General features: G+C 56.9%; 12 protein-coding genes. 9 read left to right on the top strand and 3 right to left on the bottom strand.

What is annotated here, in order from left to right; genetic code table 11:
* The first annotated feature begins 241 nt into the window (after nucleotides 1-241).
* From metA to aceK, 4 genes are all read left to right on the top strand, one after another.
* Nucleotides 242-1,171 (top strand): homoserine O-succinyltransferase, encoded by a 930-nt coding sequence (gene metA / locus IM303_RS18565; protein WP_048957448.1) that lies wholly within the window; start codon nucleotides 242-244, stop codon nucleotides 1,169-1,171.
* A 270-nt stretch (nucleotides 1,172-1,441) separates the two neighbouring features.
* Entirely contained in the window at nucleotides 1,442-3,043 is a 1,602-nt protein-coding gene (gene aceB / locus IM303_RS18560; RefSeq protein ID WP_047362605.1) for a malate synthase A, read from the top strand.
* 31 nt (nucleotides 3,044-3,074) lie between these two features.
* Nucleotides 3,075-4,379 (top strand): isocitrate lyase, encoded by a 1,305-nt coding sequence (gene aceA / locus IM303_RS18555; RefSeq protein ID WP_028015114.1) that lies wholly within the window; start codon nucleotides 3,075-3,077, stop codon nucleotides 4,377-4,379.
* 50 nt (nucleotides 4,380-4,429) lie between these two features.
* The gene (gene aceK, locus IM303_RS18550; protein WP_192987600.1) at nucleotides 4,430-6,193 is read left to right on the top strand and encodes a bifunctional isocitrate dehydrogenase kinase/phosphatase; all 1,764 of its coding nucleotides are present in this window, start codon (nucleotides 4,430-4,432) and stop codon (nucleotides 6,191-6,193) included.
* On the opposite strand, the gene iclR is transcribed toward aceK, so the two are convergent.
* Entirely contained in the window at nucleotides 6,147-6,974 is an 828-nt protein-coding gene (iclR, locus tag IM303_RS18545) for a glyoxylate bypass operon transcriptional repressor IclR (RefSeq protein WP_192987602.1), read from the bottom strand. The two genes, aceK and iclR, sit on opposite strands and share 47 nt — an antisense overlap.
* Nucleotides 6,975-7,167: 193 nt before the next feature.
* On the opposite strand from iclR, the gene metH reads away from it, so the two are divergent.
* The 5 genes from metH (at nucleotide 7,168) to rluF (ending at nucleotide 14,352) form a co-directional block, all read left to right on the top strand.
* Nucleotides 7,168-10,851 (top strand): methionine synthase, encoded by a 3,684-nt coding sequence (metH, locus tag IM303_RS18540; protein WP_193360158.1) that lies wholly within the window; start codon nucleotides 7,168-7,170, stop codon nucleotides 10,849-10,851.
* A 113-nt stretch (nucleotides 10,852-10,964) separates the two neighbouring features.
* Entirely contained in the window at nucleotides 10,965-12,596 is a 1,632-nt protein-coding gene (locus IM303_RS18535; RefSeq protein ID WP_041911578.1) for a Na/Pi cotransporter family protein, read from the top strand.
* A gap of 144 nt (nucleotides 12,597-12,740) precedes the next feature.
* A complete protein-coding gene (locus IM303_RS18530) occupies nucleotides 12,741-13,091 on the top strand; it encodes a type II toxin-antitoxin system RelE/ParE family toxin (RefSeq protein WP_045260969.1) in 351 nt (116 codons plus the stop codon).
* A gap of 2 nt (nucleotides 13,092-13,093) precedes the next feature.
* Entirely contained in the window at nucleotides 13,094-13,432 is a 339-nt protein-coding gene (locus IM303_RS18525) for a helix-turn-helix domain-containing protein (protein ID WP_032655712.1), read from the top strand.
* Nucleotides 13,433-13,485: 53 nt separating this feature from the next.
* Complete coding sequence (gene rluF, locus IM303_RS18520) at nucleotides 13,486-14,352, top strand: 23S rRNA pseudouridine(2604) synthase RluF (protein WP_193360157.1); 867 nt, start codon at nucleotides 13,486-13,488, stop codon at nucleotides 14,350-14,352.
* Here the strand turns inward: rluF and IM303_RS18515 are convergent, their stop codons facing one another.
* Both IM303_RS18515 and panS read right to left on the bottom strand, forming a co-directional pair.
* Complete coding sequence (locus IM303_RS18515) at nucleotides 14,353-14,625, bottom strand: DUF3811 domain-containing protein (RefSeq protein ID WP_003860346.1); 273 nt, start codon at nucleotides 14,623-14,625, stop codon at nucleotides 14,353-14,355.
* 50 nt (nucleotides 14,626-14,675) lie between these two features.
* Complete coding sequence (gene panS, locus IM303_RS18510; RefSeq protein WP_028015121.1) at nucleotides 14,676-15,620, bottom strand: ketopantoate/pantoate/pantothenate transporter PanS; 945 nt, start codon at nucleotides 15,618-15,620, stop codon at nucleotides 14,676-14,678.
* Nucleotides 15,621-15,668 lie beyond the last annotated feature (48 nt).

Here is a 15,668-nt window from a genome sequence, read left to right as displayed (position 1 = left end):
GTGAAACGCCGTAGCGCCGATGGTAGTGTGGGGTCTCCCCATGTGAGAGTAGGGAACTGCCAGGCATCAAATAAGAAGAACCCCGTACCGTAAGGTGCGGGGTTTTTTGCTTTTGTTTTTCTCCCTCTCCCTGAAACTTTCTCACCTTCGACTTGCAGGCTCGACATTCATACCATTTCTGGGTATCGTTAGCTGTCTGGATGTCTAAACGTTTATACGTATATTGTGAGGAAGTAAGGTTATGCCGATTCGGGTGCAGGACGAGCTACCAGCCGTCAATTTCTTACGTGAAGAGAACGTCTTCGTGATGACGGCTTCACGCGCGACAGGTCAGGAAATTCGCCCGCTGAAGGTTCTCATCCTCAACCTGATGCCGAAAAAGATTGAGACGGAGAATCAGTTTCTGCGTCTGCTGTCGAACTCCCCGCTGCAGGTCGATATTCAACTGCTGCGTATTGATGCCCGCGAGTCACGTAACACGCCCTCTGAGCATCTGAATAACTTCTACTGTAACTTCGAAGATATTCGGGGGGAAAACTTCGACGGACTGATTGTGACAGGCGCGCCGCTCGGTCTGGTTGAATTTAACGATGTTGCTTACTGGCCGCAGATCAAACAGGTGCTGGAGTGGGCAAAAGATCACGTCACGTCAACGCTGTTTGTCTGCTGGGCGGTACAGGCCGCACTCAACATTCTCTACGGTATTCCCAAGCAAACCCGCACTCAAAAGCTCTCCGGCGTATACGAACACCACATTCTTCATCCACACGCGCTGCTGACGCGTGGTTTTGATGACACCTTCCTGGCCCCGCATTCTCGCTACGCCGATTTTCCGGCCCAGCTGATTCGTGATTACACCGATCTGGAGATCCTGGCCGAAACGGAAGACGGGGATGCCTACCTGTTTGCCAGTAAAGACAAACGTATCGCGTTCGTTACCGGCCATCCTGAGTATGATCCCGATACTCTCGCATCAGAGTATTTCCGTGATGTTGAAGCGGGTCTTAATCCGGATATCCCGTACAACTATTTCCCGAAAAACGATCCGCAAAACAAACCAGGAGCCACCTGGCGCAGCCACGGAAATCTGCTGTTCACTAACTGGCTCAACTATTACGTCTACCAGATTACGCCGTACGATCTTCGCCACATGAATCCGACGCTGGAGTAATCGTCTGCATTAAACGATCCTAAAGCGTTTCAGCTATTCAGATCAGGCACCTTCGGGTGCCTTTTTTATTTCCGAAACCCCGTTCAACATACCAGAAAACTTTAACTCTATATTAATCATCATGTTGCGTTGTAATTAAAATTAAAATGGAAATTGTTTTTGATTTTGGAAAAATTATAGATAGTCTTAATTCTGCTGAGCGAAAACTACACAACGATCTTTCGTTCGCATTGGGGGCGTGATTTTGGATCTTTGATGAGGAGCAGAACGATGACTCAACAGGCAACCACGGTCGATGAATTGACCTTTACCCAGCCGAATGGTGAGCAAGAACAGCAGGTTTTGACGGCCGAAGCGGTAGAGTTTCTGACTGAGCTGGTGACCCGCTTTACGCCGCAGCGCAATAAGCTGCTGGCGGCACGCATTCACCAACAGCAGGAAATCGATAACGGCAAGTTGCCAGGATTTATTTCGGAAACTGCTTCCATTCGTCGTGGTGAGTGGAAAATCCGCGGCATTCCTGAAGATTTACAGGATCGTCGCGTTGAGATCACTGGTCCGGTAGAGCGCAAAATGGTGATCAACGCCATGAACGCCAACGTTAAAGTCTTTATGGCCGATTTTGAAGACTCGCTGGCCCCGGACTGGAACAAAGTTATCGACGGGCAGATCAACCTGCGCGATGCCGTCAACGGCACCATCAGCTACACCAACGAAGCCGGGAAAATCTACCAGCTCAAACCGAATCCGGCGGTGCTGATCTGTCGCGTACGAGGTTTGCACCTGCCTGAAAAACATGTCACATGGCGTGGAGAAGCCATTCCGGGCAGCCTGTTTGATTTCGCACTCTATTTCTTCCATAACTACAAAAACCTGCTGGCAAAAGGTAGCGGTCCCTATTTCTATCTGCCAAAAACGCAGGCCTGGCAGGAAGCCGCCTGGTGGAGCGAAGTATTTAGCTACGCGGAAGATCGATTCAACCTGCCGCGCGGCACGATCAAGGCCACGCTGCTGATTGAAACGCTGCCCGCCGTGTTCCAGATGAATGAAATTCTGCATGCCCTGCGCGACCACATTGTCGGCCTGAACTGCGGACGCTGGGACTATATTTTCAGCTACATCAAGACGCTGAAAAACTATCCCGATCGCGTACTGCCGGACCGCCAGGTCGTGACCATGGATAAACCCTTCCTGAGCGCCTATTCGCGTCTGCTGATTAAAACCTGCCACAAGCGCGGTGCCTTTGCGATGGGCGGCATGGCGGCCTTTATTCCGAGCAAAGACGCGGAGCGCAATAATCAGGTGCTCAACAAGGTGAAAGCCGATAAAGAGCTGGAAGCCCGTAACGGTCACGACGGCACGTGGATTGCCCATCCGGGCCTGGCCGATACGGCGATGGAGGTCTTCAATCGCGTACTCGGCGATAACAAAAATCAGCTGTTTGTCACGCGCGAAGAAGATGCCCCAACGGCTGAAGAACAGCTGCTGGCACCGTGTGCGGGCGAGCGAACGGAAGAGGGGATGCGTGCCAATATTCGCGTCGCGGTCCAGTACATCGAAGCGTGGATCTCCGGCAACGGCTGCGTGCCTATCTACGGCCTGATGGAAGATGCTGCCACGGCGGAAATTTCGCGCACCTCTATCTGGCAGTGGATCCACCATCAAAAAACGCTCAGCAACGGCAAGCCGGTCACCAAAGCCCTGTTCCGTCAGATGCTTGCCGAAGAGATGCGGGTCATCCAGGACGAGCTGGGCGAACACCGCTTCAGCAGCGGACGCTTTGACGACGCAGCGCGCCTGATGGAGCAAATCACCACATCAGATGACTTAATCGACTTCCTGACTCTGCCGGGCTACCGCTTCCTGGCGTAACTCACCACATAACAATATGGAGCATCTGCACATGAAAACCCGTACCCAACAAATCGAAGAATTAAAGAAAGAGTGGACTCAACCGCGCTGGGAAGGCATCCGCCGTCCTTACAGCGCGGAGGACGTGGTGAAATTACGCGGCTCGGTCAACCCGGAATGCACGCTGGCACAGAACGGTGCGGCGAAAATGTGGAAGCTGCTGCACGGTGGCTCCAAAAAGGGTTATATCAACAGCCTCGGTGCGCTGACCGGCGGTCAGGCATTGCAGCAGGCGAAGGCCGGCATAGAAGCCATTTACCTTTCCGGCTGGCAGGTCGCGGCGGACGCCAACCTGGCCTCCAGCATGTATCCGGATCAATCTCTTTATCCGGCCAACTCGGTACCGTCGGTGGTGGATCGGATCAACAATACCTTCCGCCGCGCGGATCAGATCCAGTGGGCCGCAGGCATTGAGCCCAACGATCCGCGTTTTATTGATTACTTCCTGCCGATCGTGGCGGATGCGGAAGCGGGCTTCGGCGGCGTGCTGAACGCCTTCGAACTGATGAAATCGATGATTGAGGCCGGTGCAGCGGCCGTTCACTTCGAAGACCAGCTTGCGTCGGTGAAGAAGTGCGGGCATATGGGCGGAAAAGTTCTCGTCCCGACCCAGGAAGCGATTCAGAAGCTGGTTGCCGCGCGTCTGGCTGCTGACGTGCTCGGTGTGCCGACGCTGGTGATTGCCCGTACCGATGCGGATGCGGCAGACCTGATCACCTCTGACTGCGATCCGTACGATAGCGAATTTATTACCGGCGAGCGCACCAGCGAGGGGTTCTATCGCACGCATGCCGGTATCGAACAGGCCATCAGCCGCGGCCTGGCCTATGCCCCTTACGCCGACCTGGTCTGGTGTGAAACGTCCACGCCGGATCTGGCGCTGGCGAAGCGCTTTGCCGATGCGATTCATGCGAAATACCCGGGCAAACTGCTGGCCTACAACTGTTCGCCGTCCTTCAACTGGCAGAAAAAGCTGGATGACAAAACCATCGCCAGCTTCCAGCAGCAGCTGTCGGATATGGGCTACAAGTACCAGTTCATCACCCTGGCAGGCATCCACAGCATGTGGTTCAACATGTTCGACCTGGCGCACGCTTACGCGCAGGGGGAGGGCATGAAGCACTACGTTGAGAAGGTGCAGCAGCCGGAGTTTGCCGCTGGTAAAGACGGCTATACCTTTGTTTCTCACCAGCAGGAAGTGGGGACGGGCTACTTTGATAACGTGACGACCATCATCCAGGGAGGCGCCTCATCCGTTACCGCCTTAACGGGGTCAACCGAAGAAGCACAGTTCTAAACTTTTCCCCCTCTCCCCTCCGGGGAGAGGGACGGGGTGAAGGGGAATATATGTCGCGTGGCCTGGAATTGCTGATTGCCCAAACCATTCTGCAGGGCTTTGATGCCCAGTATGGTCGTTTTCTGGAAGTGACCTCCGGCGCGCAGCAGCGCTTCGAACATGCAGACTGGCATGCGGTTCAGCAGGCCATGAAGCAGCGTATTCATCTCTATGACCACCATGTGGGTCTGGTGGTGGAGCAGCTGCGCTGTATTACCGACGGTAAAAGCCCGGACGCGGCATTTTTACTGCGTGTGAAAGAGCATTACACCCATCTGTTACCCGACTACCCTCGCTTCGAGATTGCGGAGAGCTTTTTCAACTCCGTCTATTGCCGGTTATTTGACCACCGCTCATTATCTCCTGAGCGGTTATTTATCTTCAGCTCCCAGCCTGAGCGCCGCTTCCGTACCATTCCGCGTCCGCTGGCGAAAGATTTCTTTCCCGATCGCGGGTGGGAAAAGCTCCTGCATCGCATCTTAACGGATTTGCCGCTGCGCCTGCCGTGGGAGAACAAGCTCCGGGATATCGGCTATATCCATGCGCATCTTCGTGAAACCTACGGCGAGGAGGTGCTCAGCCGCAGCCATGTGCAGGTGGCCAACGAGCTGTTCTACCGGAATAAGGCCGCCTGGCTGGTGGGCAAACTGGTTACGCCGACGGCCATTGTGCCGTTTCTGTTGCCCATTCACCGTACCGACGACGGCGAACTGTTTGTCGATACCTGCCTGACCACCAGCGCCGAGGCCAGCATCGTGTTTGGCTTCGCCCGCTCCTATTTCATGGTGTACGCCCCGCTGCCTGCCGCCCTGGTGGAGTGGCTGCGCGAGATCCTGCCGGGCAAAACTACCGCCGAGCTGTATATGGCGATTGGCTGTCAGAAGCATGCCAAAACGGAAAGTTACCGGGAATACCTGCGCTATGTCACCGCGGCGGATGAGCAGTTTATCGAAGCGCCAGGTATCCGCGGCATGGTGATGCTGGTCTTCACGCTGCCGGGCTTCGACCGGGTCTTTAAGGTGATAAAAGACAGATTCGCCCCGCAGAAAGAGATGACCGCCGCCCACGTCCGCGCCTGCTATCAGCTGGTAAAAGAGCACGATCGCGTCGGGCGAATGGCCGATACCCAGGAGTTTGAAAACTTTGTGCTGGATAAGCAGCAGATCGATCCGGCGCTTATGTCGCTGTTAATGCAGGAAGCGCCGACGAAAATCACCGATCTGGGCGATAAAATAGCGATTAGCCATCTCTATATTGAGCGCCGTATGGTGCCGCTCAATATCTGGCTGGAACAGTCAGAGGGCCAGGCATTACGTGATGCCATCGAAGAGTACGGCAACGCTATCCGCCAGCTCGCCGCCGCCAATATCTTCCCTGGCGATATGCTGTTTAAAAACTTCGGCGTCACCCGGCACGGGCGGGTGGTGTTCTACGATTACGATGAAATTTGCTACATGACCGAGGTGAACTTTCGCGATATCCCGCCGCCCCGTTACCCGGAGGATGAGCTCTCCAGCGAGCCGTGGTACAGCGTTTCGCCGGGCGATGTGTTTCCCGAGGAGTTTCGCCACTGGCTGTGTGCGGACCCACGCATCGGGCCGTTATTTGAAGAAATGCATGAAGATCTGTTCCACGCCAGCTACTGGCGCGGGCTACAAACGCGGATCAAAAATGGGCACGTGGAGGATGTGTACGCTTACCGCCGCAAGCAGCGGTTTTGTGTGCGATTTAACGAATCCCACCGTACGCCAGCGTCACCTCTTTCGCGGCCTTAATCACCAGCGCGCCCAGCTCGGTCACCCGGTCGTCGGTCATACGTGAGATGGGGCCAGAGATGGAGATCGCAGCAAACGGCTCGCGATGTTCGTCGAAAATACAGGACGCGAGGCAGCGCAGCCCCAGCGCATGTTCCTCGTCATCAAACGAATAGCCGCGCTTGCGGGTCAACGCCAGATCTTCTTTCAGATGCACCGGCGACACCAGCGTGGCGTGGGTATAGGCGTGCAGCCCTTTTCGGTGCAGCAGCCCGGTCACCTGCTCTTCGCTCAGCTGCGACAAAAACGCTTTCCCCGCCCCGGAGGCGTGCATCGGCAGCTTGCCGCCAATCGGCGCGGACATGCGCATCAACTGCGTGCACTGCACCTGGTCGATAATAATCGCCTGGTGGTCGCTCTGGTCGAGCACCGCAAGGTTCACCGTCTCGCCGGACTCCTCCATCAGCTTGCGCAGAATCGGATGCACAATCGCCAGCAGGTTACGGCTCTGAAGGAAGCTGCTGCCCACGATAAACGCATGCGCGCCCACCGCCCAGTGCCCCAGCTCGCCGACCTGGCGGACAAAACCCAGCTGCTGCATGGTGGTCAGCAGGCGGTGCGTGGTGGAGTTCGGCAGACCAGCCTGCTGGGCCAGCTCCGTCAGGGCCACGCTGCCGTGCGACTCGGCTATCCACTCCAGCAGCTTCAGACCGCGCGTCAGGGATTGAACCTGTCCGCCGGGTTGTGAAGCGGCGGTGGCGGCAGGTTTTCTGCCGCGTTTGGCGGGAACGGTCGCGACCATGACGATCTCCTTTTTCTGTATCGTGGAAATCATTTTCGTTTTATTTGGTGAATTTGCAACCGCTTTCCTGACTGATCGGAGGAGTGATGGTGAACATGTCTCATGTTACCGCGGCGTGACTTTTCCACCCTGCGAGATTGTGCCAGTATGGAACGCAGCCTTTTGGCCTTGTTGAGCGTTGTCGGGAGCAAGTGTGAGCAGCAAAGTAGAGCAACTGCGTGCGCAGTTAAATGAACGAATTCTGGTGCTGGACGGCGGCATGGGCACCATGATCCAGAGCTATCGTCTGAGCGAAGACGATTTCCGCAGCGAGCGCTTCGCCGACTGGCCCTGCGACCTGAAAGGAAACAATGACCTGCTGGTGTTGAGCAAACCGTCCGTCATCAGGGATATTCACAACGCCTACTTTGAAGCAGGTGCGGATATCGTTGAAACCAACACCTTCAACTCGACAACCATCGCCATGGCGGATTACCAGATGGAATCCCTGTCGGCGGAGATCAACTATGAGGCGGCCAGGCTCGCCCGCGCCTGTGCCGACGAGTGGACGGCCCGCACGCCGGACAAGCCGCGCTACGTTGCCGGGGTGCTTGGCCCGACCAACCGCACCGCGTCGATTTCACCGGACGTCAACGATCCGGCGTTTCGTAATATCACCTTTGACCAGCTGGTTACGGCGTATCGTGAATCGACCAAAGCGCTGGTGGAAGGTGGCTCCGACCTGATCCTGATTGAAACGGTGTTCGATACCCTCAACGCCAAAGCCGCGATATACGCGGTGAAAGAGGAGTTTGAGGCGCTGGGCGTTGACCTGCCGATCATGATCTCCGGCACCATCACCGACGCCTCCGGCCGCACCCTGTCCGGCCAGACAACCGAAGCGTTTTATAACTCCCTGCGCCACGCCGACGCGCTCTCCTTCGGTCTGAACTGCGCGCTGGGACCAGACGAACTGCGCCAGTATGTGCAGGAGCTTTCGCGCATTGCCGAATGCTACGTTACCGCGCATCCGAACGCCGGTCTGCCGAACGCGTTTGGCGAGTACGATCTGGATGCTGACACCATGGCGGCGCAAATCCGCGAGTGGGCCGAGTCAGGCTTCCTGAACATCGTCGGCGGCTGCTGCGGCACCACGCCGGAGCACATCGCCGCCATGAGCCGCGCCGTGGACGGGCTGCCGCCGCGCAAGCTGCCCGAGCTGCCGGTTGCCTGTCGCCTTTCCGGCCTGGAGCCGTTGACCATCGGCGACGACAGCCTGTTTGTGAACGTGGGTGAACGTACCAACGTTACCGGTTCCGCTAAATTCAAGCGTCTGATCAAAGAAGAGAAGTACAGCGAAGCGCTGCACGTCGCCCGCCAGCAGGTGGAAAGCGGGGCGCAGATTATCGATATCAACATGGACGAGGGGATGCTTGACGCCGAAGCGGCGATGGTGCGTTTCCTCAACCTGATTGCCGGTGAGCCGGATATCGCCCGCGTGCCGATCATGATTGACTCCTCCAAGTGGGAGGTCATCGAAAAAGGGCTGAAGTGCATTCAGGGCAAAGGCATCGTTAACTCCATCTCGATGAAAGAGGGCGTGGATATCTTTATCCACCACGCGAAGATGGTGCGCCGCTACGGTGCGGCCGTGGTGGTGATGGCCTTCGATGAGGTGGGCCAGGCCGACACCCGCGAGCGCAAAATTGAGATATGCCGCCGCGCGTACAAAATTCTGACCGAAGAGGTGGGCTTCCCGCCGGAAGACATTATTTTCGACCCGAACATCTTTGCCGTCGCGACCGGCATCGAAGAGCACAACAACTACGCCCAGGACTTTATCGGCGCGTGTGAAGACATCAAGCGCGAGTTGCCGCATGCGCTGATCTCCGGCGGCGTGTCGAACGTCTCGTTCTCGTTCCGCGGCAACGACCCGGTGCGTGAGGCGATCCACGCCGTGTTCCTCTACTACGCCATCCGCAATGGGATGGACATGGGCATCGTCAACGCTGGACAGCTGGCGATTTACGACGATCTGCCTGCTGAACTGCGCGATGCCGTAGAGGACGTGATCCTCAACCGTCGCGACGACGCCACCGAGCGCATGCTCGACCTGGCGGAAAAATACCGCGGCAGTAAATCGGATGAATCGTCCAATGTTCAGCAGGCCGAGTGGCGTTCCTGGGACGTGAAAAAGCGTCTGGAATACTCGCTGGTGAAAGGGATTACCGAGTTCATCGAGCAGGACACCGAGGAAGCGCGTCAGCAGGCAGCCCGCCCGATTGAGGTGATCGAAGGGCCGCTGATGGACGGCATGAACGTGGTTGGCGATCTATTCGGCGAGGGCAAGATGTTCCTGCCGCAGGTGGTGAAATCCGCTCGCGTCATGAAGCAGGCAGTGGCCTATCTTGAACCCTTTATCGAAGCCAGCAAAGAGAAGGGTTCCAGCAACGGTAAAATGGTTATCGCCACCGTGAAGGGCGACGTGCACGACATCGGCAAAAACATTGTTGGCGTGGTGTTGCAGTGTAATAACTACGAAATTATCGACCTTGGCGTGATGGTTCCGGCGGATAAAATCCTCAAGACCGCGCGCGAAGTGAACGCCGATCTGATTGGCCTCTCCGGCCTGATTACGCCGTCGCTCGACGAAATGGTCAACGTGGCAAAAGAGATGGAGCGTCAGGGCTTCACCATTCCGCTGCTGATTGGCGGGGCGACCACCTCGAAAGCGCACACGGCAGTGAAGATCGAGCAGAACTACAGCGGACCGACGGTTTACGTGCAGAACGCCTCGCGCACGGTGGGCGTGGTTTCCGCACTGCTCTCCGAGACTCAGCGCGACGATTTTGTGGCGCGCACTCGCCAGGAGTACGAAACCGTTCGCGTGCAGCACGGGCGCAAAAAACCGCGCACGCCGCCGGTGACGCTCGCCGCCGCACGCGATAACGACCTGGCCTTTGACTGGGCAAGCTATACGCCGCCGGTCGCGCATCGTCTGGGCGTGCAGGACGTGACGGCCAGCATCGAGACGCTGCGCAACTACATTGACTGGACGCCGTTCTTTATGACCTGGTCGCTGGCGGGCAAATATCCGCGCATCCTTGAGGATGAGGTGGTTGGCGAAGAGGCGAAGCGCCTGTTTAAAGACGCCAACGATATGCTGGACAGGCTGAGCGCAGAGAAAACCCTCAACCCGCGCGGCGTGGTGGGGCTGTTCCCGGCGAACCGCGTGGGTGACGACGTGGAAATCTACCGCGATGAAACCCGCACCCACGTGCTGGCCGTGAGCCATCACCTGCGGCAGCAAACCGAAAAAGTGGGCTTTGCCAACTACTGCCTGGCAGATTTCGTTGCGCCGAAGCTGAGCGGGAAAGCTGACTATATCGGCGCCTTTGCGGTAACCGGCGGTCTGGAAGAAGACGCCCTGGCGGACGCGTTTGAAGCGCAACACGATGATTACAATAAGATCATGGTGAAAGCGATTGCCGACCGCCTGGCGGAAGCCTTTGCTGAATACCTGCACGAACGCGTACGTAAGGTGTACTGGGGTTACGCGGCGAATGAGAACCTCAGCAACGAGGAGCTGATCCGCGAAAACTACCAGGGGATTCGTCCGGCGCCGGGCTATCCGGCCTGTCCGGAACACACCGAAAAAGGCACTATCTGGAAACTGCTGGACGTGGAAGCGCATACCGGCATGAAGCTCACCGAGTCGTTCGCCATGTGGCCGGGCGCGTCCGTGTCGGGCTGGTACTTCAGTCATCCGGACAGCAAGTACTTCGCCGTGGCGCAGCTGCAGCGCGATCAGATCGAAGATTACGCCCTGCGCAAAGGCATGAGCGTGTCAGAGGTAGAGCGCTGGCTGGCGCCGAATTTAGGCTACGACGCGGACTAACGTCACTTTTCCTTACAACAAACAGGGCACCTCAACGGTGCCCTGTCTCTTTCTTACGTTTAAACCCTTATACTTAATCATAAAATCTATAACGATAAGGAGAACCCACTTCCGTGCTGACGTTGTTACATCTGCTTTCGGCAGTCGCACTGCTCGTATGGGGCACCCATATTGTCCGCACCGGCGTGATGCGCGTGTTCGGCGCGCGCTTACGTACCGTCCTCAGCGGCAGCGTTGAGAAGAAGCCGCTCGCCTTCTGCGCGGGGATTGGCGTCACGGCGCTGGTGCAAAGCAGCAATGCCACCACCATGCTCGTCACCTCGTTCGTGGCGCAGGATCTGGTCGCGCTCGCCCCGGCGCTGGTGATCGTGCTGGGTGCTGACGTCGGTACCGCGCTGATGGCGCGTATCCTGACGTTCGATCTCTCCTGGCTGTCGCCGCTGCTGATTTTCATCGGTGTGATCTTTTTCCTTGGCCGCAAACAAACGCGTGCCGGGCAGCTTGGCCGCGTGGGCATTGGCCTCGGGCTGATTCTGCTGGCGCTGGAACTGATTGTGCAGGCGGTGACGCCTATCACCCAGGCGAACGGCGTGCAGGTCATCTTCGCCTCGCTGACCGGTGACATCATGCTGGATGCGCTGATCGGGGCAGTGTTTGCCATCATCAGCTACTCCAGCCTGGCCGCCGTGCTGCTGACGGCCACGCTCACCGCCGCGGGCGCGATCTCCTTCCCGGTGGCGCTGTGTCTGGTGATCGGCGCTAACCTCGGCTCTGGCCTGCTGGCGATGCTTAACAACAGCGCGGCCAATGCTGCCGCCCGCCGCGTGGCGCTGGGGAGTTTGCTGTTTAAGCTGGTGGGCAGCCTGATTATTCTGCCGTTTGTCCATCCGCTGGCAAACCTGATGGACAACCTCCCGCTGCCGAAAGCGGAGCTGGTGATCTACTTCCACGTCTTCTATAATCTAGTGCGCTGTCTGGCTATGGTGCCGTTTGCCGCGCCGATGGCCCGCTTCTGCGAGCGTCTTATCCGTGATGAACCGGAGCTGGACGCGCGCCTTAAGCCGAAGCATCTGGATACCTCCGTGCTGGACACCCCCGCGCTGGCCATCGCCAACGCCGCCCGCGAAACGCTGCGCATGGGCGACGCGATGGAAACCATGCTCGAAGGGCTGAAAAAGGTGATGCACGGCGAGCCGCGCGAGGAAAAAGAGCTGCGCAGGCTGGCGGACGACATCAACGTGCTGTATACCGCCATCAAGCTCTATCTGGCGCGTATCCCGCAGGACGAACTGGCGGAAGAGGAGTCCCGCCGCTGGGCGGAAATCATTGAGATGTCGCTTAACCTGGAGCAGGCCTCGGACATCGTTGAGCGTATGGGCAGCGAAATCGCGGACAAATCCCTGGCCGCGCGTCGGGCGTTCTCCGTGGAAGGGCTGAAGGAGCTCGAAGCGCTGCACGAAAAGCTGGTGAGCAACCTGAAGCTGGCGATGTCGGTCTTCTTCTCCAGCGACGTACCGAGCGCGCGCCGCCTGCGCCGCAACAAGCATCGTTTCCGCATTCTCAACCGTCGCTACTCGCACGCCCACGTTGAACGTCTGCACCAGCAGAACGTGCAGAGCATCGAGACCAGCTCACTTCATCTGGGGCTGCTGGGAGATATGAAGCGTCTTAACTCGCTGTTCTGCGCGGTGGCCTACAGCGTGATGGAACAGCCGGATGAAGATGACGAGCGGGATGAGTATTAATCTCTGAAAGCGCCTCGCAGATCCTCTCCATGAGGCGTGACCAAACTCTACTGAAAACGTAACGTCACTCCACAGGTCATAAGCAGACCTGTGGCGTGAGACAATGTAATCTTTTATGTATAAAATTTTATACAGGGATGTGGTATGCTTTCAGAAAAACCAGCAATGAGATCCATTGCATGGATGGGGAGTGCCTTCGATGATTTGCTCGGCTTCCCGGAGGAAATCCGGCGGGATGCAGGGTATCAGCTACATCGATTACAGGCTGGATTAGAGGCGGCAGACTGGAAGCCGATCTCAGAGATTGGCAAAGGCGTTGCAGAGATACGGCTACGCGGTGACACGGGCGCATACCGAATCATCTATTTGGCTCGTTATGAGGATGCTGTTTACGTACTGCATTGCTTTAAGAAGAAAACGCAGCGGACATCAGGCCATGATAAATACATAGCAAAGGCACGTTTTCAGGCGGTGCTTGATGCTCGGAGAGGATGAAAATGGGAAGACGCGTTGATACAAAAATTCGGCATGTGACAGCTTCAGAAACGAACATTTTTGCTGAGCTGGGTTTTGAAGAAAGTGAAGCTAAACAGTTGCACGAAAGTGCCGAAAAAGAGGTTGAGCAGTTGCTTGCCATCAAGCGGCAACTGATGCAGGAAATTTCCTCGTGGATTGCGGAGAATAAACTGCGTCAGACTGACGCTGCCGCCAGGCTAAACGTCTCTCGTCCCCGCGTGTCTGATGTCGTGAACCTCAAAACCAGTAAGTTCACCCTTGATACGCTGATCATGATGTTATGTAAACTTGGAAAACCCGTCTCAGTTACGGTCGGCTAATCTTTTTTTCCAGTCCATACCTAAGGTATATTTCGCCCTTCACAGGAGAAACTATGCTGCCAACTCAATCAACCCGATTAAACAAGTACATTAGCGAGAGCGGGATCTGCTCACGTCGCGAGGCGGACCGTTACATTGAACAAGGTAATGTGTTCCTCAACGGCAAACGCGCCACTATCGGTGACCAGGTGATGCCTGGCGACGTGGTTAAAGTGAATGGTCAGCTCATCGAACCGCGTGATACTGAAGACCTGGTGTTTATCGCATTGAACAAACCGGTTGGGATTGTCAGCACCACGGAAGACGGCGAGCGGGACAACATCGTTGATTTCGTTAACCACAGCAGCCGTATCTTCCCGATTGGTCGCCTGGATAAAGACTCTCAGGGGCTGATTTTCCTTACCAACCACGGCGACCTGGTGAACAAAATTCTGCGTGCCGGTAACGACCACGAGAAAGAGTATATCGTTACGGTGAACAAGCCGGTGACGGACGAGTTCATTCGCGGGATGGGCGCAGGCGTGCCGATTCTGGGCACCGTGACGAAGAAGTGCAAGGTCAAAAAAGAAGCGCCGTTTGCCTTCCGCATTACCCTGGTGCAGGGCCTGAACCGCCAGATCCGTCGCATGTGCGAGTATTTTGGTTATGAAGTGACGAAGCTGGAACGTACGCGCATCATGAACGTCAGCCTGTCCGGGATTCCGCTGGGCGAGTGGCGTGACTTAACGGACGACGAGCTGATCGAGCTGTTCAAGCTTATCGAAAACTCCTCGTCCGAAGCGAAGCCGAAAGCCAAACCGAAAACGCAGGCGATTAAACGTCCGGTGGTGAAGGCACCGCAGGCGGAAGAGAAAGGGCGGGGCAAGCCGGGTAACGGAAAACGCTTTACCCAGCCGGGGCGCAAAAAGAAAGGGCGCTGATTAGCGCCTTCCACGGGTTGATGTATTGGCGGACCAGGAAAAGGTCGCCTCTGCATCCGGCTTATAAGCCTGCTCTTTTTTCAGCTTGCGGGCTTTTTTCGCCGCAGCCTCACGTTGCGCCATCAGCTTGTCGATATACTCTTTTTTAACCTGATTGGTTTCGGCGTTCGTCAGCGTGCGGCCATGGGCGATGCGGGCGCGGTCGAGAAGCGTTTTAAGTTCACGCTGCTCGGCTTCCGTCATGTCTTTCTGGGTCAAACGTGGTGTAGCCATTGCTGAAGCCTCCTGATGGGGAGGCTTCAGTGTAAAGCAAGCCGCGTCAATTAACCCTGCTTCAGCGCATCTTTTTTCGGTTGTTCATCAATCGGTTTACCGGACCAGTAGCCCGCCAGCAGCGAACCGGACAGGTTGTGCCAGACGGAGAACAGCGCGCCCGGGAGGGCCGCCAGCGGTGAGAAGTAAATTTTACCCAGCGCCGCCGCCAGGCCGGAGTTCTGCATCCCTACCTCGATTGCCAGCGTGCGGCAGGTGGACTCGTCAAAGCCAAACAGCTTCCCGCCCCAGTAGCCGCCCAGCAGGCCAATGGTGTTATGCAGCACCACCGCGACGATCACCACAAAGCCCACGGAGGCAATGTGCGACGCGGAACCGGCCACCACGGCGCTGATGATCGCCAGAATGCAGACCATCGAAAACGCGGGCAGGTATGGCTCAACCGCTTTCACCACGCGCGGGAACAGATGGTGAATGACCAGCCCCAGCGCAATCGGGATCACCACAATCTGCAGAATGCTGAGCAGCATGCCCATCACATCCACCTGAATATGTGCGTCCACGTACAGGCGGGTTAACAGCGGTGTGGCAATCACGCCAACCAGCGTGGATACCGAAGAGATGGTCACGGAGAGCGCCACGTCACCTTTCGCGAGATAGATCATCACGTTAGATGCCGTACCGCTGGCGACGCTGCCCACCAGCACCATCCCGGCGGAGAGATCGGGCGGCATCTTAAAGGCCATCGCCAGCAGCCAGGCCGCGAGCGGCATCACCAGGTAGTGCAGGAAGATCCCTGCAGCCACCGGCGCCGGGCGCGACAGCACGCGTTTAAAATCGTCGATTTTCAGGTGCACGCCCATGCCGAACATAATCAGCATCAGCAGCGTGGTGACCCACGGACCAATGCCCGTGAACGTGTTAGGGGTGTAATACGCGAGTACGGAGAGCAGCAGCGCCCATAGCGGGAACAGCCGGGTGATAGCGGATAACATAGTGAATTCCTTGCAGTATTGTCGTGTTGTTTAGTTATGAAAAAGCCG

Source organism: Enterobacter cloacae complex sp. P38RS, assembly GCF_014930775.1.
Lineage (GTDB): Bacteria > Pseudomonadota > Gammaproteobacteria > Enterobacterales > Enterobacteriaceae > Enterobacter > Enterobacter bugandensis.
Note: the sequence above shows the minus strand (reverse complement) of the source record. Positions and strands in the feature narration are given on the sequence as shown.

Bases quoted from the DNA above. Each gene is read 5' to 3' on its own strand.
- iclR (WP_192987602.1), bottom strand. From the start codon at position 6,974: ATGGTCGCGACCGTTCCCGCCAAACGCGGCAGAAAACCTGCCGCCACC.
- IM303_RS18515 (WP_003860346.1), bottom strand. From the start codon at position 14,625: ATGGCTACACCACGTTTGACCCAGAAAGACATGACGGAAGCCGAGCAG.
- IM303_RS18525 (WP_032655712.1), top strand. From the start codon at position 13,094: ATGGGAAGACGCGTTGATACAAAAATTCGGCATGTGACAGCTTCAGAA.
- aceB (WP_047362605.1), top strand. From the start codon at position 1,442: ATGACTCAACAGGCAACCACGGTCGATGAATTGACCTTTACCCAGCCG.
- panS (WP_028015121.1), bottom strand. From the start codon at position 15,620: ATGTTATCCGCTATCACCCGGCTGTTCCCGCTATGGGCGCTGCTGCTC.
- rluF (WP_193360157.1), top strand. From the start codon at position 13,486: ATGCTGCCAACTCAATCAACCCGATTAAACAAGTACATTAGCGAGAGC.
- aceA (WP_028015114.1), top strand. From the start codon at position 3,075: ATGAAAACCCGTACCCAACAAATCGAAGAATTAAAGAAAGAGTGGACT.
- metA (WP_048957448.1), top strand. From the start codon at position 242: ATGCCGATTCGGGTGCAGGACGAGCTACCAGCCGTCAATTTCTTACGT.
- IM303_RS18530 (WP_045260969.1), top strand. From the start codon at position 12,741: ATGCTTTCAGAAAAACCAGCAATGAGATCCATTGCATGGATGGGGAGT.
- aceK (WP_192987600.1), top strand. From the start codon at position 4,430: ATGTCGCGTGGCCTGGAATTGCTGATTGCCCAAACCATTCTGCAGGGC.